This is a genomic window from Centipeda sp. (in: firmicutes) (genome assembly GCF_057271695.1).
In genome coordinates, this window is sequence record NZ_DBHIVL010000001.1 from 32266 (window position 1) to 53958 (window position 21693).

Annotated in this window: 19 protein-coding genes; all 19 read left to right on the plus strand. The window is 57.1% G+C overall.

What is annotated here, in order from left to right; translation table 11 throughout:
* Positions 1-18 precede the first annotated feature (18 nt).
* The 19 genes from ACO6BQ_RS00135 (at position 19) to ACO6BQ_RS00225 (ending at position 21673) form a co-directional block, all read left to right on the plus strand.
* Positions 19-375, plus strand: a complete 357-nt coding sequence (locus ACO6BQ_RS00135) for a PTS glucitol/sorbitol transporter subunit IIA (protein ID WP_066846063.1) — start codon at positions 19-21, stop codon at positions 373-375.
* A gap of 11 nt (positions 376-386) precedes the next feature.
* Positions 387-1451, plus strand: a complete 1065-nt coding sequence (locus ACO6BQ_RS00140) for a 2-hydroxyacid dehydrogenase (RefSeq protein ID WP_489118468.1) — start codon at positions 387-389, stop codon at positions 1449-1451.
* A 15-nt stretch (positions 1452-1466) separates the two neighbouring features.
* Positions 1467-2564 (plus strand): zinc-dependent dehydrogenase, encoded by a 1098-nt coding sequence (locus tag ACO6BQ_RS00145; RefSeq protein WP_489118470.1) that lies wholly within the window; start codon positions 1467-1469, stop codon positions 2562-2564.
* Positions 2565-2704: 140 nt separating this feature from the next.
* Positions 2705-4687, plus strand: a complete 1983-nt coding sequence (locus ACO6BQ_RS00150) for a YjhG/YagF family D-xylonate dehydratase (RefSeq protein WP_489118472.1) — start codon at positions 2705-2707, stop codon at positions 4685-4687.
* A 20-nt stretch (positions 4688-4707) separates the two neighbouring features.
* A complete protein-coding gene (locus ACO6BQ_RS00155) occupies positions 4708-5601 on the plus strand; it encodes a dihydrodipicolinate synthase family protein (RefSeq protein ID WP_489118474.1) in 894 nt (297 codons plus the stop codon).
* 100 nt (positions 5602-5701) lie between these two features.
* A complete protein-coding gene (locus tag ACO6BQ_RS00160) occupies positions 5702-6553 on the plus strand; it encodes a MurR/RpiR family transcriptional regulator (RefSeq protein WP_489118476.1) in 852 nt (283 codons plus the stop codon).
* 44 nt (positions 6554-6597) lie between these two features.
* Positions 6598-7659, plus strand: coding sequence for a CDP-glucose 4,6-dehydratase (rfbG, locus tag ACO6BQ_RS00165; RefSeq protein ID WP_489118615.1), 1062 nt, complete (start codon positions 6598-6600; stop codon positions 7657-7659).
* A 166-nt stretch (positions 7660-7825) separates the two neighbouring features.
* Complete coding sequence (locus tag ACO6BQ_RS00170) at positions 7826-8851, plus strand: radical SAM/SPASM domain-containing protein (protein WP_489118478.1); 1026 nt, start codon at positions 7826-7828, stop codon at positions 8849-8851.
* Positions 8852-8893: 42 nt separating this feature from the next.
* Positions 8894-9889 (plus strand): UDP-N-acetylglucosamine 4,6-dehydratase (inverting), encoded by a 996-nt coding sequence (gene pseB, locus ACO6BQ_RS00175; protein ID WP_489118480.1) that lies wholly within the window; start codon positions 8894-8896, stop codon positions 9887-9889.
* An 8-nt stretch (positions 9890-9897) separates the two neighbouring features.
* A complete protein-coding gene (gene pseC / locus ACO6BQ_RS00180) occupies positions 9898-11046 on the plus strand; it encodes a UDP-4-amino-4,6-dideoxy-N-acetyl-beta-L-altrosamine transaminase (RefSeq protein WP_489118482.1) in 1149 nt (382 codons plus the stop codon).
* 10 nt (positions 11047-11056) lie between these two features.
* On the plus strand, positions 11057-12859 hold the full coding sequence (locus tag ACO6BQ_RS00185) for a thiamine pyrophosphate-binding protein (protein WP_489118484.1): 1803 nt from the start codon (positions 11057-11059) through the stop codon (positions 12857-12859).
* On the plus strand, positions 12849-13946 hold the full coding sequence (locus ACO6BQ_RS00190; protein WP_489118486.1) for an FkbM family methyltransferase: 1098 nt from the start codon (positions 12849-12851) through the stop codon (positions 13944-13946). The genes ACO6BQ_RS00185 and ACO6BQ_RS00190 overlap by 11 nt, the downstream gene beginning before the upstream one ends.
* Before the next feature lie 16 nt (positions 13947-13962).
* Complete coding sequence (locus ACO6BQ_RS00195; protein ID WP_489118488.1) at positions 13963-14994, plus strand: radical SAM protein; 1032 nt, start codon at positions 13963-13965, stop codon at positions 14992-14994.
* Between the two features lie 8 nt (positions 14995-15002).
* The gene (gene pseG / locus ACO6BQ_RS00200) at positions 15003-16604 is read left to right on the plus strand and encodes a UDP-2,4-diacetamido-2,4,6-trideoxy-beta-L-altropyranose hydrolase (protein ID WP_489118490.1); all 1602 of its coding nucleotides are present in this window, start codon (positions 15003-15005) and stop codon (positions 16602-16604) included.
* Positions 16597-17634 (plus strand): pseudaminic acid synthase, encoded by a 1038-nt coding sequence (pseI, locus tag ACO6BQ_RS00205; RefSeq protein ID WP_489118492.1) that lies wholly within the window; start codon positions 16597-16599, stop codon positions 17632-17634. The genes pseG and pseI overlap by 8 nt, the downstream gene beginning before the upstream one ends.
* A 96-nt stretch (positions 17635-17730) precedes the next feature.
* A complete protein-coding gene (locus ACO6BQ_RS00210; protein WP_489118494.1) occupies positions 17731-18813 on the plus strand; it encodes a class I SAM-dependent methyltransferase in 1083 nt (360 codons plus the stop codon).
* A gap of 33 nt (positions 18814-18846) precedes the next feature.
* Entirely contained in the window at positions 18847-19743 is an 897-nt protein-coding gene (locus ACO6BQ_RS00215; protein ID WP_489118496.1) for an NAD-dependent epimerase/dehydratase family protein, read from the plus strand.
* Positions 19744-19767: 24 nt separating this feature from the next.
* Positions 19768-20952, plus strand: coding sequence for an AAA family ATPase (locus ACO6BQ_RS00220; RefSeq protein WP_489118498.1), 1185 nt, complete (start codon positions 19768-19770; stop codon positions 20950-20952).
* Positions 20945-21673, plus strand: a complete 729-nt coding sequence (locus tag ACO6BQ_RS00225; protein WP_489118500.1) for a hypothetical protein — start codon at positions 20945-20947, stop codon at positions 21671-21673. The genes ACO6BQ_RS00220 and ACO6BQ_RS00225 overlap by 8 nt, the downstream gene beginning before the upstream one ends.
* Positions 21674-21693 lie beyond the last annotated feature (20 nt).

Consider the following 21693-nt stretch of genomic DNA (forward strand, 5'->3'; position numbering starts at 1 on the left):
AAGCGGAGGAGATATGCGATGAAATATGAGGTAACGGTTACGGGCATTGGGGATTTCGTACTGCCCTTCATGCGGACGCGCGAGTCGGTCATCATCTTTGATAAGGATGTACCATACGAATACGAGAACATGGTTGTCGCGCATACGAAGGCAGAGGTGAAGGCGGACATCGTCGTCGGTGACACGCTTCACCTTGCAGACCGCAGCTATACGGTGACGGCGGTCGGCGATGAGGCGATGAAGACGCTGCGTGAGCACGGACACTGCACGATCGTATTTACGGGCAAGGATGCGGTGGAACAGCCGGGGCAGATCATGGTGAAGGGCGACGGTGTGCCGCGCTTCATGGTCGGCGATATCATTCGCTTTGAGTGAGGAGGACAGCGATGAAAGTTTTGGTTATTGGCGATCCGCTGCTCTCGTCGGAGCGTCTGGAAGCCGCTGTCAAAAAGATATTGGGCGATGCGGACGTTGCGCGTGTCGACTGGAAGCCCGCGAGCGATGAGGAGTTTTGGTTTCTGCGCAGCGAGGTCGAGAAGAAGGGGCCGTCGGCGGGCAGGCCACCGCAGGAGATCTTCGACCACGTCGGCGATGTTGACATCATCATCACGCATCACACGCCGATCAACGCCGAGATCGTTGCCGCAGCGAAGAAGTGCCGCATCATCGGCGCGTGCCGTGCGGGCGTTGAGAACGTGGATGTGGCTGCGGCATCGAAGCAGGGCATTGCCGTGTTCCACACGATGGGGCGCAATGCACACGCGGTTTCGGACTACACGATCGGCCTCATGCTCGCAGAGATGCGCAACATCGGCCGCGCTCACGCAGAGCTGAAGCAGGGACATTGGAAGAAACAGTATTCGAATGCCGCCTTTGTCGGCGATATGCTCGAGAAGAAGATCGGTCTCGTCGGATTCGGCTATATCGGACATCTCGTAGCGAAGAAGTTGAAAGGCTTCGACGTGGAGATCCTCGTCTACGATCCGTATGCAAAGGCGGAGGACGTGGAGGCGGCGGGCGCACGCCTTGTATCGCTCGAGGAGCTGTGTGCGGAGGCGGACTTCATCAGCATGCACGCGCGTCTCTCTGAGGCAACGCAGGGGCTTCTCGGCGAAAAGGAGTTCGCGCGCATGAAGCCGACGGCATACGTCATCAACACGGCGCGTGCGGGGCTCATCGACGAGCAGGCGCTCATCTCCGCCCTGCATGACAAGCGGATTGGCGGTGCAGCAATTGATGTCTTCTGGACGGAGCCGCCGCAGGCGGATCACCCGTTCATGACGCTCGAGAATGTCACAATCACGCCGCATCTCGCGGGCTCGACGCGCGACGCATTCAACCGCACGCCCTATCTCCTGCTCGAGGAGGTCAAGAGCACAATCGGCGGCGGTACGCCGCGCTGGGTGGTCAATGCGGACGCCGTTTCAACTGATTTTTCGGAACTCAAATAAGGGGAGGAGGAGCATATGAAAGCAGCAGTGTATCACGGCACGGCGGATGTGCGCGTGGAGGATGTCGTGAGACCGACCATCGGCGCGGGGGAAATCCTCGTCAAGGTCAAGGCGTGCGCCATCTGCGGCGGCGACCTCCGGACGTTCCGCCACGGGCACAAGGCGATTCATCCGCCCATCATTCTCGGGCACGAGATCGCGGGTGTGATCGAGGAGGTCGGCGCAGGTATCGACCGCTATCATGTCGGCGACCGCGTCATCGTCGCGCCGGGCATCGGCTGCGGCGCGTGCTCCTACTGCCTCTCGGGGCGTCAGCACCTCTGCTACACGCGTGAGACCATCGCGCACGGCTACGATGGCGGCTTCGCCGAGTACGTGCGGATTCCTGCGAGCGCGGTACGCGCGGGCAATGTGAACTTCATCCCCGATGAGGTTGACTATCTCGCCGCTTCGCTCTCGGAGCCGCTCGCCTGTGTCATCAACGGGCAGGAGGCGATGGACATTCAGCTCGGCGATACCGTCGCCGTCATCGGCGCGGGGCCGATCGGCATCATGCACGCGGAGCTGGCGCGCGCGCGCGGCGCGGGGAAGATCTTCCTCCTGAACCGTAGCCGCAACCGCCTCGATGCGGCGCAGGATCTGAACTATGACGCCTACATCGAGACGGGCGAGGACGGCGGCGTGCAGGCGGTTCTGGATGCGACGGACGGTCTGGGCGCAAATGTCGTCATTGTCACGGCGGGCAGCGCCGCTGCACAACGCGCGGGCATCGCCATGACAGGCAAGATGGGCAAGGTTTGCCTCTTTGCAGGGCTGCCGAAGGATACGCCGGAGCTCTCGTTCGATGTGAACTTCGTCCACTATCGACAGATCACGCTGTACGGCACATTCTCCTCCGCGCCGCGCCATAATGCGCTCGCCGTGGAGCTGATCCGCAGCGGGAAGATCAATGCCGACCGCATCCTCACCCACGCCGTTGCGTTGGAGGACATCGTGCACGGCTTCGACCTCGTAGAGCATCGGGCGGGCATGCGCGTTGCGGTCGTCCCCCATATGGAAGAGCTTGCCGCAGATATTGCACGTCATCCTGATCTTGTGATTTCAAAAGGCTAAACTTTAGGTGGGGCTGCTGCACGTTCACGTTCGTGCGGCGGCCCCGTTTCTGTCTGTGTATGTGTATTTAGGAACCCTTGATAAAATCTGTACCAACTTGCTGCATTTTATCAGCGGAGCCTTTGAAAGGTGGAGCAGCGATGTCTATGGAGGAACTTTATGGAAGGGCGCCAACGGGGCTGTACGATGTCCGCACGCGGAAAGCGGGGCCAAAGGGGCGACTGCCGCTGACGGATGAGATGCTGCGCACGGCGCCGAGCGGCAATATCTTCGGTATGACGATCAATGCGGGCATGGGGTGGAATCCCGATGACCTCGCGGGCGGCGATGTGCTTATCATCAGCACGCAGGGCGGCATCCGCCGCGACGACGGGACGACGGCAGCGGTTGGACTGCACAACGGGCACTTCGAGCTCGGCGACCTCATGCGCGCCGCCGCAGATGAAATCAAGAGAGCAGGTTTTGTCCCGCATGCAGCCTTTGTCACCGACCCGTGCGACGGGCGCAGTCAGGGGACGACGGGGATGTTCGACTCGTTGCCCTACCGCAACGACGCGGCGATCGTCATGCGCCGCCTCATGCGCTCCCTGCCGACGCGTCGGGCAATCATCGGCGTCGCCGCGTGTGACAAGGGGCTGCCCGCGATGATGATGGCACTCGCGGGGATGCACGATCGCCCCGTCATCCTCATCCCTGGCGGGGCGACGCTCTCGCCGACGGACAGCGAGGATCTGGGCACGGTGCAGACCCTCGGCGTGCGCTATGCAAATGATGAGATTACGCTCGACTATGCCGCGCGGACGGGCTGCAGCTCCTGCGCGTCTCCGGGCGGCGGATGCCAGTTCCTCGGGACGGCGGGCACCTCACAGGTGGTCGCCGAGGGACTGGGACTCACACTGACGCATGCGGCGCTTGCACCCTCGGGCGAGGAGATCTGGCGGGAGCTCGGGCGCGCTTCGGCGCGCGCAGTTATGGCGCTTGCTGCACGGGGGCTGACCGCGCGCGACATCCTGACCGATAAGGCAATCGAGAATGCGATGGTGATACACGCGGCGTTCGGCGGCTCCACGAATCTCCTCCTTCACCTCCCTGCCATCGCACATGCTGCGGGCTGTCATATGCCTGACGTGCGCGACTGGTCGCGCATCAACAAGGAAGTGCCGCGCCTCGTGAGCGTCCTGCCGATCGGTCCTGTCAACTATCCGACGGTGTTTGCGTTCATGGCGGGCGGCGTGCCCGAGGTCATGCTGCATCTGCGCCGCCTCGGACTCCTGCACGAGGATGCGCTCACCGTCACGGGGGCGACGCTCGGCGAGAACCTTGACTGGTGGGAGCACTCCGAGCGTCGTGCGATATTGCGCAAGCGCCTCGAGGCGGTCGACGGACTCTCGCCCGATGAGGTCATCTTCACACCGGACGAGGCGCGTCGTCGCGGCATCGGCTCGACTGTGACCTTCCCCACGGGCAATATCGCGCCCGAGGGCTCTGTCGTAAAATCCACGGCGATTGACCCCTCCGTGATCGATGCGGACAAGGTGTTCCGCCACACGGGCAAGGTCAAGACCTTTACCTCAGAAAAGGCGGCGATTGCAGCGCTCAAGGAGCATGGCCGCATCGTTGCGGGCGACATCATGATCGTCATGGGCGGCGGTCCGAAGGGGACAGGCATGGAGGAGACCTATCAGCTCACCTCGGCGCTCAAGCATCTGCCGTTCGGCAAGCATGTCTCCCTCATCACGGACGCACGCTTCTCGGGCGTCTCGACGGGTGCCTGCTTCGGACATGTGGGACCCGAGGCGCTTGCGGGCGGCCCCATTGGCAAGCTGCGCGACGGAGATGTCGTGGAGATCGTTGTCGATACCGAGAAACTTGAGGGCAGCCTGAATTTCATCGGCACGGAGGAGGAGCCTCTGAGCTATGAGGAGGGCGCACGTGTCCTCGCATCGCGCAGTATGCAGGAGGGCGTCGGACCCGATGCCGATCTCCCCGATGATACGCGCCTCTGGGCGGCGCTGCAGGAGGTCAGCGGCGGCACATGGCGCGGCAATGTCTACGATGTGGAGCGAATTCTCGCCGTGCTCGAGGCGGGCAAGGCAGCGCTGCGTGATAAATCAGGCAGCTGATACGGAAGGCGGAGGATATTATGTTTAAGGGCGTCAACTCACCTGTCATCACGATTTTGAAGGATGACGGCAGCATCGACTATGCAAACATGGAGCGGCATATCAATCATCTCGTGGAAGCGGGGCTGAACGGGCTGCTCTTTCTCGGAAGCCTCGGCGAGTTCTACGCGTTCAGCGACGCGGAGCGGCGGGCGCTGATCGAATGCGCCGTCAAGACCGTTGCGGGGCGCACACAGGTTGTGATCGGCGTGGGCAACACGGCGGAGGAGGAGATCGTTCGCCTCGGCAACTACGCCGCAGAGACGGGCGCGGATGCGCTGAACATTGTCTCGCCGTATTATTTCGGATTGCCCGCTGCGGCGGCAGTGGACTATTTCGAGCGCATTGCAAACGCCGTGCAGCTCCCCATCATGCTCTACAACTTCCCCGACCGTACGGGCAGCGACCTCAGCCCCGAGATCGTGCGTGAACTCGCACAGCGCTGTCCCACGATCACGGGGATCAAGGACACGGTGGACAACATCAGCCACACGCGGCGCATCTGTCAGGCGGTGAAGCCCGTGCGTCTCGACTTCTCCGTTCTCTCGGGCTTCGACGAGTACTATATTGTGAACCGCATCTCGGGCGGCGACGGTGTTCTCTGCGGGCTCACGAACGTCGTGCCCGAGCTCTTCGTCAAGATGCACGGTGCGTATGAGGTCGGCGACCTCGCTGCGGCGGTGAAATGCGCCGAGCAGATCGCAGGGCTCATGCGGATCTACGCCGTGACGCCGCTCTTCATCACGGGCATGAAGGCGGCGGTGCGCGCAGCAGGTTTGCCCATCTCCACGTATACGCGCGCGCCGGGGACGACACTGACAGAGATAGAGGATCGGGAGATTCGTGCCATCCTCGCCGATCTTGCTGTATCGTAAAATGTACAACACCTCCTGCAATGAATGCTTGCGAGAGGTGTTTTTTTGTCTCAAACTTTGCTATAATGACAGAGAACTAACATCGAAGGAGAGTGGCAGGATGACGGCGGAGAACTTACCGCTACCCGTGATGCGCGGCAGCTATGCGCATATGACGCGCACGGAGAAACGCATCGCAGACTATGTGTCCGCGCATGTGGGTGAGGTGATGGATCAGACAATCTCGGAGCTTGCGGCGGCGGTTGGCAGTTCCGAGATCACGATCTCGCGCTTTTGCAAAAAACTCGGGTTCAGCGGGCTGCAGAGCTTCAAGATTGCGCTTGCCGCCGAACTCTATACGCAGACGGAGACAGTCTATCAGGATATCGACAGTGCGGATACAGGCGAGATGGTTGTGCAGAAGATCTTCCGCAACATTACGGACGGTCTCACGGATACGCTGAAACTGCTCGACTACGCAGCCATTGAGCGCGCTGTCGATCTCATCCGCGCGGCGCGTCGCATCGCCGTCTACGGATTCGGCAACTCCGCCACCGTCTGCCGTGACATCGAGACGCGCTTCCTGCGGTTCGGCATGGTTGTGCAGGCGTACAGCGACGCGCATCAACAGGCGACCTCTGCATCGCTGCTGACGGCACAGGACGTTGTGATCGCCGTCTCGCATACGGGGGCGACCCTCGAGCTTCTCGATACCGTACGCACGGCACGGGAGGCGGGGGCATCGGTCATCGTCATCACGAGCCATGTCAATTCGCCGCTGGCGAAGCTCGGCGATGTGGTGCTGCACGGCATGGGGCGCGAGGTGCACTACAGCTCCGAGGCGGTCTCCTCACGCCTCATCCACATGGCGATCACGGACGCACTCTACACCGTCATCGCCATGCGAGCACCGCAGGACTACCGCCGCAACCTCCAAAAGATGCGCACGGTCATTGCGAAGAAGCGGACGTAGAGGGGGTGCAGGGCGTGTGGGATAGGGCAGAAATGGAGAGTGCAATGGACGATCTGAGTTTTTACAAGGGGAAGCGTGTCCTTCTCACAGGGCATACGGGCTTTAAGGGGATGTGGCTCACGCTCCTGCTCCTGCGGGCGGGGGCAGAGGTGACGGGATTTTCTCTCGATGCACCGACCGAGGGCGGACAGGAGGCACTGCGCCGCCTCGGCATATTGAAAGAAATGCGGGATGTGCGCGGCGATGTGCGCGACCTTGCTGCGCTCTTCCGTGCATTTCACGAAGCGTGCCCCGAGGTCGTCTTTCATCTCGCGGCGCAGTCGATTGTGCGTATGAGCTACCGTCAGCCAGTGGACACCTTTGCGGCGAATGTGATGGGCACGGTCAATATCCTTGAATGTATCCGAACATCGGACACCGTTCGTTCTGCGCTCATTGTGACGACGGACAAGGTCTACGAAAACAAGGAGTGGGCATGGGGCTACCGCGAGAACGAGCCGCTGATGGGGTACGACCCGTATTCGGCGAGCAAGAGTTGCGCCGAGCTCGCCGTCTACAGCTATCGGCAGAGCTTTCTCGCCGCGCAGGATGTGCGTGTCTCGACGGCGCGTGCGGGCAACGTGATCGGCGGCGGCGACTTTGCCCCCGACCGCATCATCCCCGACTGCATTCGCGCCGCCGTGCGCGGGCAGACCATCGACATCCGCAATCCGCACTCGACGCGTCCCTATCAGCACGTTCTCGAACCACTCTCTGTCTATCTCACGATTGCGGCGCGGCAGACAGCGGACGCATCCCTTGTCGGTGCGTGGAACGTCGGCCCCGACGATGCGGACTGCGTGACGACGGGGACGCTTGCGGACATCTTCTGCCGTGCGTGGGGCGATGGCGCATGCTGGCAGACGCACGCGGACGGCGGCCCGCACGAGGCGCATTTTCTGAAGCTCGACTGCTCCAAACTAAAGGCGCAGCTTGGGTGGAAACCGCGCTGGCACATTGAAGAGGCTGTTGAGAAAACGGTGGAATGGGCAAAGGCGTGGGAGCAGGGAGCGGATCTGCGTGCGGTGAGTGAAGGGCAGATTGCGGTGTTTTTGCAGGGGGAATGAACGGAATTTGTTGAGGTTTTCTATTGATGAACTTCGCAAACGCGCATGTCCCTACATTTGTCTGCGATTTTCTTATGGAAATCGTGCGTTGTACGATATTTATAAAGCAGGAAGAGTTTTCTTGCGATAAATGAGAGCATCTATAAATTCACGGAGGAAAAACAATTTGTCAAATCATCAGGGGAAAATCGGAACAGGGCGCGATGAGAATCGTACGGAACTCTACAGGGTTGTGCCGCTTGCTGTGCCGTTTTCCATCGGTTTGAACCTCTGCGACTACTGCAACTTCAAGTGTGTCTATTGCTGGCATTCGGTCGGCGGCTTCAAACACCCACATATGATGTCGTACGACGCATATCAGGAGATCGCGGATCAGATCGAGGAACTCTATTGTGCTAACGAGAATCAACATACGAAGAACATTCGTCTGTGCGGCTATGGTGAACCGCTCATGAACAGAGACGCAGCGCGCATCATCCGCGATATCCGCGCACGTGAACTGTCTGACCGCATTGAGCTCACGACCAATGGAAGTCTGCTCACCCACGAACTGTCCGATGCGCTGATTGCGTCAGGACTGACGCGGCTTCTGATCTCCGTACAGGGCGTTACGGCGGAGAAATACAAAGAGGTCTGTGGGTACACTGTTGACTATGCCAAATTTCTCGAGGAAATTGCGTACTTTTATGCGCATCGGGGCAGCTGCAAGCTCTATATCAAGACTGTGGACGTGGCACTGGATGGGGCGGAGGATGAAGCGCTCTTTTACGATATGTTCGGCGGCATCTGTGATGAAATGAACATCGAGCATATCATTGACGTTGCGGACTGTGTCGATTACAGCGAATTGCTCCCCGACGGGGCAACGATGCGCTACGCTTACGAGTTCAAGGAAAAGAAGGTCTGCGACTCCCTGTTCACCATGGTGAACATCGAGGCGGCCGGGCATGTGAACTGTTGTGCATGCCGATATCCGCCGCTTCCAATCGGGAGCGTGCATACGTCACGGCTGAAGGATATATGGAACGGGACACAGCACATAAAGTATATGAAGTTGCATCTTGAGGGACGTATTGGGGAGATTCCGCACTGTGCCGACTGCACGCCCATGCAGTACGCGGGGCATCCGATGGACAATCTGGATGATCATCGGGAGGAAGTGCTCGCGCGGGTGCAAAAACTTCCGTACTAGGGATATGACGATCTGTCATTTGAGAAAAACGAGGCGATGGAGTTGTTTAATCAGAAAGCAATACTAATCACTGGCGGGACAGGCTCATTTGGAAACGTGATGGCAAAATATCTTTTGGAAAACTACGATGTTCGGAAGATTGTCATCTACTCACGCGACGAATTCAAGCAGTGGCAGATGGCGGAGCGTCTGCGGGAGCACGCGAACAAGCTGCGCTTCTACATCGGCGACGTGCGCGACAAGGAGCGTCTGTGCCGCGCGTTCCATGAGATCGACTACGTGATTCATGCAGCGGCACTCAAGCAGGTGCCTGTCTGTGAGTACAATCCGAGCGAGGCGATCCAAACCAACATCAACGGTGCGCAGAACGTCATCGACGCAGCACTTGACTGCAAGGTGCAGAAAGTGATTGCCCTCTCGACGGATAAAGCGGTCAATCCCGTCAATCTCTATGGCGCAACCAAAATGGCATCGGATAAGCTCTTTATTGCGGCGAACGCCTATGCACGTGGGCGTTCGACTTCATTTGCTGTTGTGCGGTATGGCAATGTTGCAGGCAGTCGCGGTTCCGTGATACCGTTTTTTCGCGGTCTGCTCGCGGAGGGGGCAAAGGAGCTTCCCATCACGGATTTTCGTATGACGCGCTTCTGGATCAGTCTTGATGAGGGGGTACAGCTCGTTGTTAAGGCGTTCGAGGAGAGTGTCGGCGGTGAGACATACATCTCCAAGATTCCTTCGTTCCGCATTGTAGATCTGGCAAAAGCGATGGGCGGGGATACAATCGGCCTGAAGGAGGTCGGCATCCGCGACGGCGAAAAGATCGACGAGTGCATGATTACGAAGGCGGACGCACAGCATACGTTCGAGTATGACAAACACTATATCATTTATCCGAACGATTACTGGTGGAACAAAGAGATTAAGGATTGCCTCCGTATCACAGGAAAGCGTGTTCCGGACGGCTTTGAATATGACTCGGGGCAGAATACGGAATGGCTGTCCGTTGATGACCTGCGTGAACGCCTAAAGGCATATTGAGGTGTGATATGATCTACTACGGACATCAGCATATCACGGAGGGGGATATTGCGGCAGTGCGAGAGGTTCTCGCGTCCGACTTTCTGACACAGGGACCTGCCATCGAGCGCTTCGAACATACGGTGGCGGATTACTGCGGCGCGGCGCATGGCATTGCTGTGACGAATGCGACTGCAGCTCTCCACATCGCCTGTCAGGCAGCGGGGCTTGGGGAGGGCGATGTGCTCTGGACAAGCCCTGTGACCTTCGTTGCATCGGCGAACTGTGCGCGCTACTGTGGTGCCGACGTGGATTTCGTTGACATCGATGATAGAACCTACAATATGAGCGTGACGGCTCTTGAGGAAAAACTCAAGACGGCAAAGAAGCTGCCGAAGGTTGTCGTTCCCGTCCATCTCGCGGGACAGTCCTGCCGGATGCAGCGGATTTGGGAACTGTCGCGTGCATACGGTTTCACCGTGATCGAGGACGCATCCCATGCCGTCGGCGGCGACTATCGGGACGGAAAAGTCGGCTCCTGTGCGTATTCGGATATGACCGTATTCAGCTTTCATCCGGTGAAGATCATCACAACGGGCGAGGGCGGCATGGTACTGACGAATCGGCGGGAGCTTTGTGATGATTTGCAGCTCTATCGCAGTCACGGCATTACACGCGATCCCGCACGCATGACACGCACGGCGGACGGTCCGTGGTACTACGAGCAGGTTGCCCTCGGCTGCAACTACCGCATGACAGATCTGCAAGCGGCGCTTGGGTGCAGTCAGATGGAGAATTTGGATGCGTTCGTTGCGCGGCGCAGATACCTTGTACACCGCTATAACGAAAAGCTTAAGGATCTGCCGCTGCGTACCCCTTACTGCGTGCCTGAGGCAGATCCCTCGTGGCACATCTACATTGTGCGCCTCGATCTTGCGCGTGTGAAAAAGAGCAAGCAGGAGATCTTTGCGGAGATGCAGCGGCGGGGCATCATGTTGAACCTCCACTACATCCCCGTTCACTTGCAGCCGTACTATCGAGCACTTGGTTTTGCGGAAGGCGATTTCCCTGTGAGTGAGCAGTATTACCGCGAGGCTCTGACACTGCCGCTCTACTACGATCTGACCGATGCACAGCAGGATGCGGTCGTTGCCGCCCTGCGTGAAGCGCTCGACTAGGGGGTGTGTGATGAAACTATCGGACTACGTTGTCGAATTTCTGCGGCAAGAGGAGGTGCGGGATGTCTTTCTGCTCGCGGGCGGCGGCATTATGCACCTGCTCGACTCTCTCGCAAAAGAAGAACGCATTCAAAAATACTATAATCTGCACGAGCAGGCATCCGGCTTTGCTGCCGACGGCTACGCCCAGTATACAAACAAACTCGGTGTCGTATTCGCCACGACCGGCCCGGGTGCGACGAATGTCGTCACCTCGCTCGCCTCGGCGCATATCGATTCGACACCGTTGCTTGTGATTTCGGGGCAGGTGCGGCGTGACACCATCACAACGCTCGCGGGTGTGCGCCAAACGGGCGCACAGGAGGTCGGCATCATACCGATTGTCGAATCTGTGACGAAATATGCCGTTACGGTTATGGATCCTGCAGACATTCGTTATGTCCTTGAACGTGCCGTCGATACCGCGCTTCATGGGCGTCCGGGGGCGGTGTGGGTGGACATTCCGCTTGACGTACAGGCGGCGGAGATCGACCCTGCTGCGCTGCGCGGCTACGCGCCGAATCCGCTGCCTGTCGTACCGCAGGCGGCGGACATGGAGGAGATCGCAGCGATGCTCGCAGCGGCAAAGCGCCCTGCCATCCTCGCGGGGACGGGGGTCATGCTCGCGGGCGCACGCACGGCATTTACAGCGATGGTGAACGCACTGCATATTCCGACGGTAACGTCGCGTCGTGCGCGGCGGCTCTTTCACCGTGGTACAGATCGGTACTTCTACGGAAGCGCGGGCATGGTCGCGCCGCGCTACGCGAACTACGTCCTGCAGAACGCGGATGTTCTGCTCGTTATCGGGAGCGGGCTGCGGTACTACCTCACGGCATACGATGAGGAGAATTTCGCGCCGCACGCGAAGAAGATCATCGTCAACATCCACGCGCCCGAGACCCAGAAGCTCCGCACGACCGTCGAGAAATCCGTTGTTATGGATGCGGGAGACTTCATCGCCGCATTTACGGACGTATGCCGCACGCGGGAGATGCCCGAGCGGGCGGGGTGGATCGCCTATGCGGACGAGATGCGGGCGAGTTATCCCGCGCTTGCCGAGGTCATTCCGCACGCGGATGGATTGACGGACGGCTACATGGTCACGGAGTACATCAACGCATACGCAGGACCGGACGACGTGTACGTCGCGTCCCCCTCGGCATTCGCCTATGGCTACAACGTGTATGACCTGCATGACGGGCAGGAGTACATCTGCCCTGTGGGGCTTGGAAGCATGGGGACGGGACTGCCGTGCGCCATCGGTGCATGTATCGCTTCGGGCAAGAAACGCACAATCCTCGGCGAGGGAGACGGCAGCTTGCAGCATAATATACAGGAACTCGCCCTTTTGCGTACCTACGATCTCCCTATCAAAATATTCATCGACAGCAACAACGGCTATCGGCAAATCTACACCATGCAGCAGACGCATTTTGCCGGGCGGCTTGCGGGCTGCACGCCAGAATCGGGGGTCGGCATGCCGGATCTCGCCGCCATTGCACAGGCGTATGGTCTCGCCTACTACGAGATCGGGCGTGCCGATGAGACGGAGGAGATCGTGCGCCGCGCTCTCGCGGACGATGCACCTGCTATCGTCAACATGGTCAGCTCGCCCGCCGTGGAGTTCGTTCCCATCATCAAGAGCCGTATCGGTGTGGACGGAAAGATGATCTCGTCGAAGCTTGAGGATCTCTATCCATTCCTTCCTGAGGAGGAGCAGAAGGGGAACATGGCTCTTTGCAGAGAGATGGAGGAAACACATGACGTTTGAACAGCTCAGAGATTTGCCGCAACGCAGCCTGTTTGATGATTTCCGTGCGGCGTATGAGGCGCATCCGGAGATGAAGATCATTGTTTTCGGCGCAGGGGATCAGGGAATGCTTGCGGCACTGCTTTTGCGGGAAAACGATATGCCCCCGTATGCGTTCTGCGACAACAACATTGCACTGCATGGGACGGAAGTGAAGGGCTTGCCCGTTATTGCGCCATCGGACATTCCGAAAATGGCGGGCGACTATGCCGTCATAAACAACGATTCCTACCGTGCGGAAAAACGAACGCAGCTTTTGGACCTTGGTGTTCCGGATGAAAATATATGGACGTTCGATGTCTTCAATCCACTCTTCAAGGACTTTACACGCTCCTATATCGAGGAACATGAGGAGGCGTTCAGACACACGTATGAACTTCTTGCTGATGAGGTGTCGCGAAAGACCTATGTGAACTATCTTGCGGGTGTCTATACAGCAGATCCCGTCTACTATGAGGAGATTGCCGTCGGCAACGACTATTTCCCGCCGGAGCTTGCCCCGAAGCACCCGAATCATGTTTTCCTCGATGTGGGGACTTATGACGGCAACACCATCGAGGCGTTTATCGATTTTGCGAAGACCTATGAGAAAATCCATGCGTTTGAGCCGTTTGCAGCGTCCGCAGATCTGATCGCAGCGAAGAATTTCCTGCATACGGAACTCCACCGCGCGGCGGCATCCGACGTGACCGGAAAGAAAACCTTCTACTGCAACAACTATGGCTCGTTGACCATGGTTACGACCATTCTGGAAAAGGGCGCAAAGCACGAGGCGATTACCCTTGATACCATCCGCATTGACGATGCGGTAGCGGGCGAAAGGGCGACCTTTATCAAGATGGACATTGAGGGGAGCGAACTGGATGCGCTTCACGGAGCAGCGCAGACCATCCGGGAGAATCGTCCGTTTTTGGCTATCTGTGTGTACCATAAACGTGACGATCTGATCCGCATCGTGCCGTATATCAAGGAGCTGGTGCCGGACTACAAGATATATCTGCGGCATCATTCCAAGACGGGATCGGATCTCGTTTTATACTGCAGCTAAGGAGAATACATATACAATGAAAGCCAAGTTTAAGCCGGTATTTAACGCGAACCGTATGCCGCTGCACGAGATTTTGCCGCTGGACACACCGATGTCTGTCGGGGTTTGCCCGACACAAACCTGCAATATTCAGTGCGGATACTGTCTGCATTCGCTCTCCAACAGCGAGCTTTCTGCTAAGGGGTTTGCACAGACACATATGCCGTGGGACACCTTCCTGAAAACAGTGGAGTGTCTCAAAGAATTCCCGCGAAAAATCAAAGCGATCACCGTTGGCGGTCAGGGGGAACCGCTCTGCAATCCGAGGTTTGCTGAGATGGTTGAGATCCTAAATAAGGCAGAGGTTGCAGAGGATATTTCTGTCATTACGAACGCACTGCTGCTGAATAAAAAGCGTGTTGAGGATATCATTGACGCGGGATTGGATCGGATCTTTATCTCGCTGCAGGGAATGACTGCGGAGAAGTATAAGGAGGTCTGCGGAACAGCGATTGACTTCGACAAATTTGTCGATACTCTGACCTATCTGTATACGTACAGCCGTGATAAATGCAAGGTCAATATCAAGATCGCCGATATTGCCCTTGAGGAGGGGGATAAAGAACGGTTTTTTGCTCGTTTCGGAAACATCTGCGATAAGATTCACATCGAGACGATCAAGCCCCTCTATGCTGATGTCGACTATACGGATATGCTGGGCAGCAATGCGTCGGATATGACGACGACACGTTTTGGGCGCCCGCATCGGAAGCAAAAGGCCTGCTACCTGTCCTTCTATATGATGTGTGTGAATCCGCTGGGCGAGATCCGACTCTGCGGCGCACCCTTTTCAGCGTGTCCGGGGCTTGGCAACATCGCACAGACAAGTCTCGTCGAGGCGTGGAACAGTGATGCACGACGTGAGTTCCTGCTGGCGATGCTTGAGGGGCGTCGGTTCGAGAATCCCGTCTGCAAGGACTGCGACTATCCGAATGATGTCCCCTCGGAAAATGACGAGATTGATCCGCATGTTGCTGAACTCATCCCAAAGTATACAAAGCTGAACTGAAGGCTGCTATGAATATCGTATTCCGTACAGATGCCTCCACTGCAATCGGCAGCGGTCATGTCATGCGCTGTCTGACACTCGCAAAGCGGTACCGCAGGGAGGGGCACAGCGTCTCCTTTGTGATGCGTGTACTCCCGTCGAACCTCGTTTCGTATGCGGAGGGGGAGGGCTTTCCCGTCCATGCCCTGCCGCACGTGGCATCTCAGCAGACGCACACGGGCTATCTCGCATGGCTGACCGTCACGCAGGAGCAGGACGCACAGGAGACGGCGGAGGTTCTGCGTGTGTGCGGACAGATCGACCGCCTTGTCATAGACCACTATGCGCTCGACATCGTGTGGGAGAACATCTGTCGTCCGCTCGTGCACGAGATTATGGTGATCGATGATCTCGCAAATCGGCGGCATGACTGTGATATCCTGCTCGATCAAAACTTCTATGAGAACGCAGCAGAGCGTTATGCGGGGCTTGTTCCCGACCATTGCCGTCTGCTCCTCGGGCCGCAGCACGCGCTCCTGCGCGATGAATTCTATGAAATAAAGCCGCGCAGACGGACGGGGGAATTGCACAATATCCTCATTTTTTACGGCGGCAGCGATCTGACGGATGAGACGAGCAAGGCATTCCGTGCACTACGTTCATTGGATTTGTCCGACACGGAGATTCATGTTGTGGTCGGTGCGGGGAATCCGCAGAAAGAGCGCGTGCGGCAGATCTGCGCCGGGATGGAGAACACGCACTGTCACGAGCAAGTCGACAACATGGCGGAGCTGATGAATGCCGCAGATCTCGCCCTCGGTGCAGGAGGGACGACGACATGGGAACGCCTCGCCCTTGGGCTGCCTTCCATCGTGACCGCCATCGCCGACAATCAGGTCGAGATCTGCGAGAACTGTGCGCGTGCGGGGTTGATCGACTATCTCGGGCGTGCGGAGGAGGTGACGGAGGCCGCTCTCGTTCGTTCGGTCACTGCCTTTATCGAGGGGAGGGGCGCAGCCCAACGCACGCTCCTCGATGCGATGCCGCAGGGAAGTGTGCTCTTTTTGACGAACAACAGCAATACACTGCCCCTTCTCACATGGATGGGGGAGCGGACGAACGTCTGTCACTACAGCGGCGCACTGACCCATGCGATGGTGCGCCGTTTGAAGCCGCAGCTTGTCGTCAGTTTTAACTATATCCATATCATCAAAGAGGACATTCTGCAGCTGCTCAACGGACGCATTGTCAATCTGCATATCTCCTATCTGCCGTGGAACAGAGGGAGCTCGCCGAATGTGTGGAGTTTTATTGACGACACGCCAAAGGGCGTGACCATTCACGTGCTCGAACGCGGGCTCGATACGGGTGCGGTGATCGCACAGCGTGCGGTCGATTTCGATGAGGGAGAAGACACCCTTGCGACATCGTATCAAAAACTGACGGATGCCATCATTTCCCTATTCAAGGAACATTGGGGGCATATTTTGAGCGGCAATTACGAGGCAAAGCCACAGCAGGGCAAAGGATCTTATCATACGAAGAAGGACTTGGCGCGATTCCTTGCGGGACGACAGCTTGCGTGGGATACGACGATTACAGAGTTCAAGGAGAAATTTGTTCGTGGATAACCTGAGATTTCATGCGTTGACGAAGCCCTTCATCATCGCGGAGATGAGCGGCAATCACAATCAATCCTTGGCGCGTGCGCTCCGCATTGTGGACGCGGCGGCAGAGTCGGGTGTCGATGCAATCAAGCTGCAAACCTATACGGCGGACACGATGACACTCGATCTTGCGGAGGGAGACTTTTTTATCTCGAATCCCGCAAGCCCGTGGTATGGCTCGTCCCTCTACGCTCTGTATGAACAGGCACATACGCCGTGGGCGTGGCAGGAGAAGATCTTTGCACGCGCACGGGAGCATGGTCTTATCTGTTTCAGTACGCCGTTCGATGCGACGGCGGTTGACTTCCTTGAGGAACTTGGCGCACCGTGCTATAAGATTGCATCGTTTGAGAATACGGATCTCGCGCTCATCCGCAAGGTAGCACAGACGGGCAAGCCGCTGATTGCATCGACGGGGATGGCGACGGTTGCGGTGCTGGATGAGCTGGTGCGGACGGCACGCGAGAATGGATGCCCCGACATCACACTGCTCAAATGCACGAGCAGTTATCCTGCATCGCCCGCAGGGTCGAACCTCCTTACGATTCCGCACATGAAAGAGTTGTTCGGCTGTTCGGTCGGACTTTCCGATCACACGCTCGGCATTGGCACGGCGGTCGCATCCATCGCGCTCGGTGCGACCGTGATCGAGAAGCACTTTACGCTCGCACGCGCCGACGGCGGCGTGGACAGTGCGTTCTCCATGGAGCCGGAGGAGATGGCGCAGCTCGTGCGCGAGTGTCATGCGGCATGGGAGGCGCTCGGCACGATCAGCTACGCAGTACAGCCTGAGGAGAAGAAGTCGCTCGTTTTCCGTCGCAGTCTTTATGTCGTTGAGGATATGCGTGCGGGTGATGTGCTCACAGCGGAGAATATGCGTGCGATTCGTCCGGGCTACGGGCTGAGTCCGCGCTACTATGATGTTTTGCTCGGAAGACGCGTCGGTTGTGACGTGCGGCGCGGCACGCCGCTCTCGTGGGAGCTGCTGGGATAACCTCTTTTTGTTTGGAAAGGTTCGGTAAAAATGCGTCCATGTCCTGTATGTGGCGGAGAGAAGCATACGAAGTTCTTTCATCGTGACTTTCGTGGAATGAATGAGATTGTTCCGTTTGCACACTATGACGTGCTGCAATGCGATGTGTGCGGCATGATGTTTGCGGGCAATATTGTAGAAACGATGCCGCTTCCTGTGTACTATGAACAGATGTCGAAGTACGAGACGGCGGCGTATAAGGCACTGACGGAGTCCGGTGATGTGCGGCAGGGCTTTGTCCGTCTTTTGCTGGCTGACGTCAAACCGGGGGATGCAGTTTTGGAGGTGGGCTGCGGCGAGGGCAGTTTGCTCCATTTTTTGAAGGAGTACGGTGTCCAAAACCTCGTTGGACTGGAACCGTCGCGCAAAAATTGTGAGACCATACAGCGGTGCTGGGGCATTCGTGCCATTCCCGGTGCACTGGGGGAGGAAATTCCGCAGCTCGCGGAGCAGAAATTTGACGTGATCATCCTGGAGGGGGTGTTGGAACACCTCTTGAATGTGCAGGAAAACTTGAAGCAGGCACTCGGATACCTTGCTGCAGACGGTAAGATCTGCTTCGTTGTTCCGGATCTCGCGACCTTTCCGGAGCAAAATGACTTCTATCAGCAGTTCAGCGTGGAGCATCTCAACTATTTCAGTATGCAGTCTTTGACGAATCTGATGAGGCGTTTTGGTATGCGCTGCATCCGTCACGGTTCTGCGGGAGAGGCGTTCTATACGCTGTGGCAGCGTATAGATAATGCCATGACGACGCCCCCCCCTGTCATGCAGTTCGATGCGTTGGGCGCGGCATCCATGCGACGCTATCTTGAACAGTCTCAGGCGCAGGGGGCAAAGATCCGCAAAAAAATTGCGCCCTATAAAGGTCAGTCGGTCTATCTTTGGGGCGCAGGGACACACACATCGACTATTTTTCAGCTGGGTCTCACGGATGGTGTTCGCGTCGCGGCAATCATCGACTCCAATGTAAAGTATCAGGGGCGGGCGATCTACGGTATTTCCGTCATCGCACCTGAGGAGCTGCAGACACGCCCCGTCCTGCCCATCGTTATTTCCTCCCGCATCGCGCAGGAAGCAATCTGTGAGCAGATCACGGAAACGATGAAACTGCCACACGAGGTGGTACGGCTGTACTGAGGGGCAATCCTCTGCACGATGAAGGGAGCGACCTTGAAAAACTACATCGTCACGGGCGCAGCGGGCTTCCTCGGCTGCAATCTCGTCGAGCGGCTGATGCAGGAAGACGATGTGCATATCTATGCCGTTGTGCGCCCCGATTCACCGCACAATGTTCGTTTCATGCCGTCGGAGCGGCTGACCATCGTACCCGCCGACCTGTCGGAATATGCGCGTCTGGATGAGATGATTGATGAAGCGTGCGATGTGTTCTTTCATCTCGCGTGGCAGGGCGGGCGCGATGACTTTGCGGCGCAGTATGGGAACATCGCAGATACGCTCGGCGCATTGGAGGCGGCGGCGCGTCTCGGCTGCAAACGGTTCATCTGCACGGGCTCACAGGCAGAGTACGGGCGGCAGACCTCCCTCATCACGGAGGAGACGTGTCCGCACCCCGCCTGCGCCTACGGTGCGGCAAAACTCGCCGCGTGTGCGCTCTCGCGGCAGCGTGCGGCAGATCTCGGTGTCGCGTGGATCTGGGGGCGTGTGTTCAGTCTCTATGGGCGGTATGAGCAGGAGGGACGGATGCTGCCCGCACTTGTGAACTCCCTGCGTTTGGAACAGCCCTTTGCGCTTTCCTCCTCGGGTGCGCAGAATTGGGACTATCTCTATGCGGCGGACGCAGCGGATGCGCTTCTTGCACTTGCCAAACGGGGGCGTGCGGGCGAGATCTATAACATTGCGCATGGCGGCTATCGTCCTCTGCGGGACTATATCGAAGAGGCACGGGCAGTGATCGCTCCGCAGTGTGATGTCACCTATGGAGCGGCGGATGCGGATGTGTTTTCTCTGCAGCCGTCCGTGGAGAAGATTCAACGTGACACGGGATGGATGCCCGTGACGGACTTTGCGGATGGGATTCGTGCGGGGTATGATGCGGGGACATTGTGATTTGTTGGCTAAGGAGCATTTGCTATGATTCGACAGATAGAAATTGATAACTTCAAATCAATTCGTCATGCTGACATAGAGCTTGGCAATATCAACCTCTTTATTGGGGAGAATGGAGCTGGTAAATCGAATATTCTGGAAGCCATCGGTGTGATTTCGGCGGCAGTGTATGGGACTGTAGACGATGAGTCGCTCCTTCGGCGGGGGGGGCGTCCTGGTGTTCCACGTTTGTACAAGACCTCGAACCAGAAGTATAAGACAGGCCCGCATATTCATTTTTCGGTCAGAAGTGAGACGTGTTTCTATAGTGTTTCTCTCTTGAATCCGTTGAAAAATCCAAAACCTCATTGGAGTTTTAAGACAGAGCGCCTCGCATCTGGAGATCTGGAGCAGCCCTATACAAGAGGTGTGAAAAAGAATCCAAACCCTGAGATGGGCGGCGTGCCGATGATCCTGTCTACGTTGCCGTGGGATTCTGATACGTCTAGTTTTTTTGCGGGGTTGCGTAACTATGCTCTGTATAATCCCAATACCGCAGCGTTGCGCGGGCTGGCTCAGGATATACAAATGCGTCCACCTGTCGGACTGGCAGGCGGCGGACTGTCCGAGGGGTTGCGAAAATTGCTCCAATCAGCAGTGAATAATGAGCAGATTGAAGAAGCATTGGAATCCATCGTGAATTTGTTTTCGTGGGTTGAGGATTTTTCCACCTCTGCACAGATCAGTCATATCCTGTCAGGATCTGTGCCAAGGGAAAAGAATGTCATTACCTTCACTGATCGCTATATGAAGCGCGACAACAATCGGCTGACCGCTGCAGATGCCAGTGAAGGCGTTCTTTATGTGCTGTTCCTCCTTGTCCTTTGTATGTCGCCGGGAGGACCTAAAATTTTTGCAGTGGACAATATTGAACAGACGCTTAATCCTCGCATCGTAAAACGATTGGCTGCTGTTCTGCAAGAGTGGTTCAAGGACTATATCCCGGAGAAGCAGATGTTTTGCACGGCGCATAATCCGGTGATTCTGGATGGATTTGACCTGTTGGATGATACCGTGCGCCTTTTTGTCGTGGATCGGGACTCGGATGGACTGACTAGGATACGCAGGATTACAGTGACGGAGGAACTGGTTCGCGCGTCGAAGGAGAAGGATATTTCATGGAGTCAGCTGTGGGTCGACGGCTACATCGGAGGCGTACCGAATGTCTGAGTATCGTGTTGGCATCGTTGCAGAGGGACCCACGGATGTAGAATTGATTCAGGGGATTTTATCCAACTCGTTTCCAGAGCATAGTTTCATGTTTGATCCTCTGTTTCCCTCTCCCGGAGAACTGTCGAAGCAGAAAGCGGAAACGGGTGGATTCGGATGGGGCGGTGTATATCGGGCGTGCGGGGAATTGCATGATCGATTGGAGTTTGCGTGCGCTGCCGGCGATTTTGATTTCCTCGTCATCCATCTCGATGGGGATGTTGCCTATCATAGCTATAAGGACGCAGGCATCCATGACTCCCCTCATGATCTGCCTTGCAGTGAAAAGGGCGATGCAGTTCCTTCCGTTTGTGCAAAATTGGAGCGTGTATTGCTAAATTGGGTTAGCGTTGTTTGCGATATGTTTCCTATCGTACTCTGCATCCCATATATTTCAACAGAGACATGGGCGGGGGCGCTTGTTTTTCCTGAGGCGTGGGAGGAAATATCTGAGGATTGCCCTGAAGATATTGTATATGCAAAATTGCTCGAGCTTGGACGTCCGAAAGCGGCAAAGGCGCGACGCCTCGTGCGTCAAACCAGTGATGGTAAAATCAAGAAAGTGACGCACACATATAAACGCATTGGAGAATATATCACATATGTAGGATGGCAGTCTGTCATTTGCCGATACATACAGGCGAAGAAGTTTGACAGCCAGTTGAAAAATATGGTGATCTAAGAGTATCGTATGTTTGAGGA

What these genes read in the sequence shown, in the direction of transcription:
- ACO6BQ_RS00135 (WP_066846063.1), top strand. Translation starts at nt 19, where the DNA reads ATGAAATATGAGGTAACGGTTACGGGCATTGGGGATTTCGTACTGCCC.
- ACO6BQ_RS00140 (WP_489118468.1), top strand. Translation starts at nt 387, where the DNA reads ATGAAAGTTTTGGTTATTGGCGATCCGCTGCTCTCGTCGGAGCGTCTG.
- ACO6BQ_RS00145 (WP_489118470.1), top strand. Translation starts at nt 1,467, where the DNA reads ATGAAAGCAGCAGTGTATCACGGCACGGCGGATGTGCGCGTGGAGGAT.
- ACO6BQ_RS00150 (WP_489118472.1), top strand. Translation starts at nt 2,705, where the DNA reads ATGTCTATGGAGGAACTTTATGGAAGGGCGCCAACGGGGCTGTACGAT.
- ACO6BQ_RS00155 (WP_489118474.1), top strand. Translation starts at nt 4,708, where the DNA reads ATGTTTAAGGGCGTCAACTCACCTGTCATCACGATTTTGAAGGATGAC.
- ACO6BQ_RS00160 (WP_489118476.1), top strand. Translation starts at nt 5,702, where the DNA reads ATGACGGCGGAGAACTTACCGCTACCCGTGATGCGCGGCAGCTATGCG.
- rfbG (WP_489118615.1), top strand. Translation starts at nt 6,598, where the DNA reads ATGGACGATCTGAGTTTTTACAAGGGGAAGCGTGTCCTTCTCACAGGG.
- pseC (WP_489118482.1), top strand. Translation starts at nt 9,898, where the DNA reads ATGATCTACTACGGACATCAGCATATCACGGAGGGGGATATTGCGGCA.
- ACO6BQ_RS00185 (WP_489118484.1), top strand. Translation starts at nt 11,057, where the DNA reads ATGAAACTATCGGACTACGTTGTCGAATTTCTGCGGCAAGAGGAGGTG.
- ACO6BQ_RS00190 (WP_489118486.1), top strand. Translation starts at nt 12,849, where the DNA reads ATGACGTTTGAACAGCTCAGAGATTTGCCGCAACGCAGCCTGTTTGAT.
- ACO6BQ_RS00195 (WP_489118488.1), top strand. Translation starts at nt 13,963, where the DNA reads ATGAAAGCCAAGTTTAAGCCGGTATTTAACGCGAACCGTATGCCGCTG.
- pseG (WP_489118490.1), top strand. Translation starts at nt 15,003, where the DNA reads ATGAATATCGTATTCCGTACAGATGCCTCCACTGCAATCGGCAGCGGT.
- ACO6BQ_RS00210 (WP_489118494.1), top strand. Translation starts at nt 17,731, where the DNA reads ATGAATGAGATTGTTCCGTTTGCACACTATGACGTGCTGCAATGCGAT.
- ACO6BQ_RS00220 (WP_489118498.1), top strand. Translation starts at nt 19,768, where the DNA reads ATGATTCGACAGATAGAAATTGATAACTTCAAATCAATTCGTCATGCT.
- ACO6BQ_RS00225 (WP_489118500.1), top strand. Translation starts at nt 20,945, where the DNA reads ATGTCTGAGTATCGTGTTGGCATCGTTGCAGAGGGACCCACGGATGTA.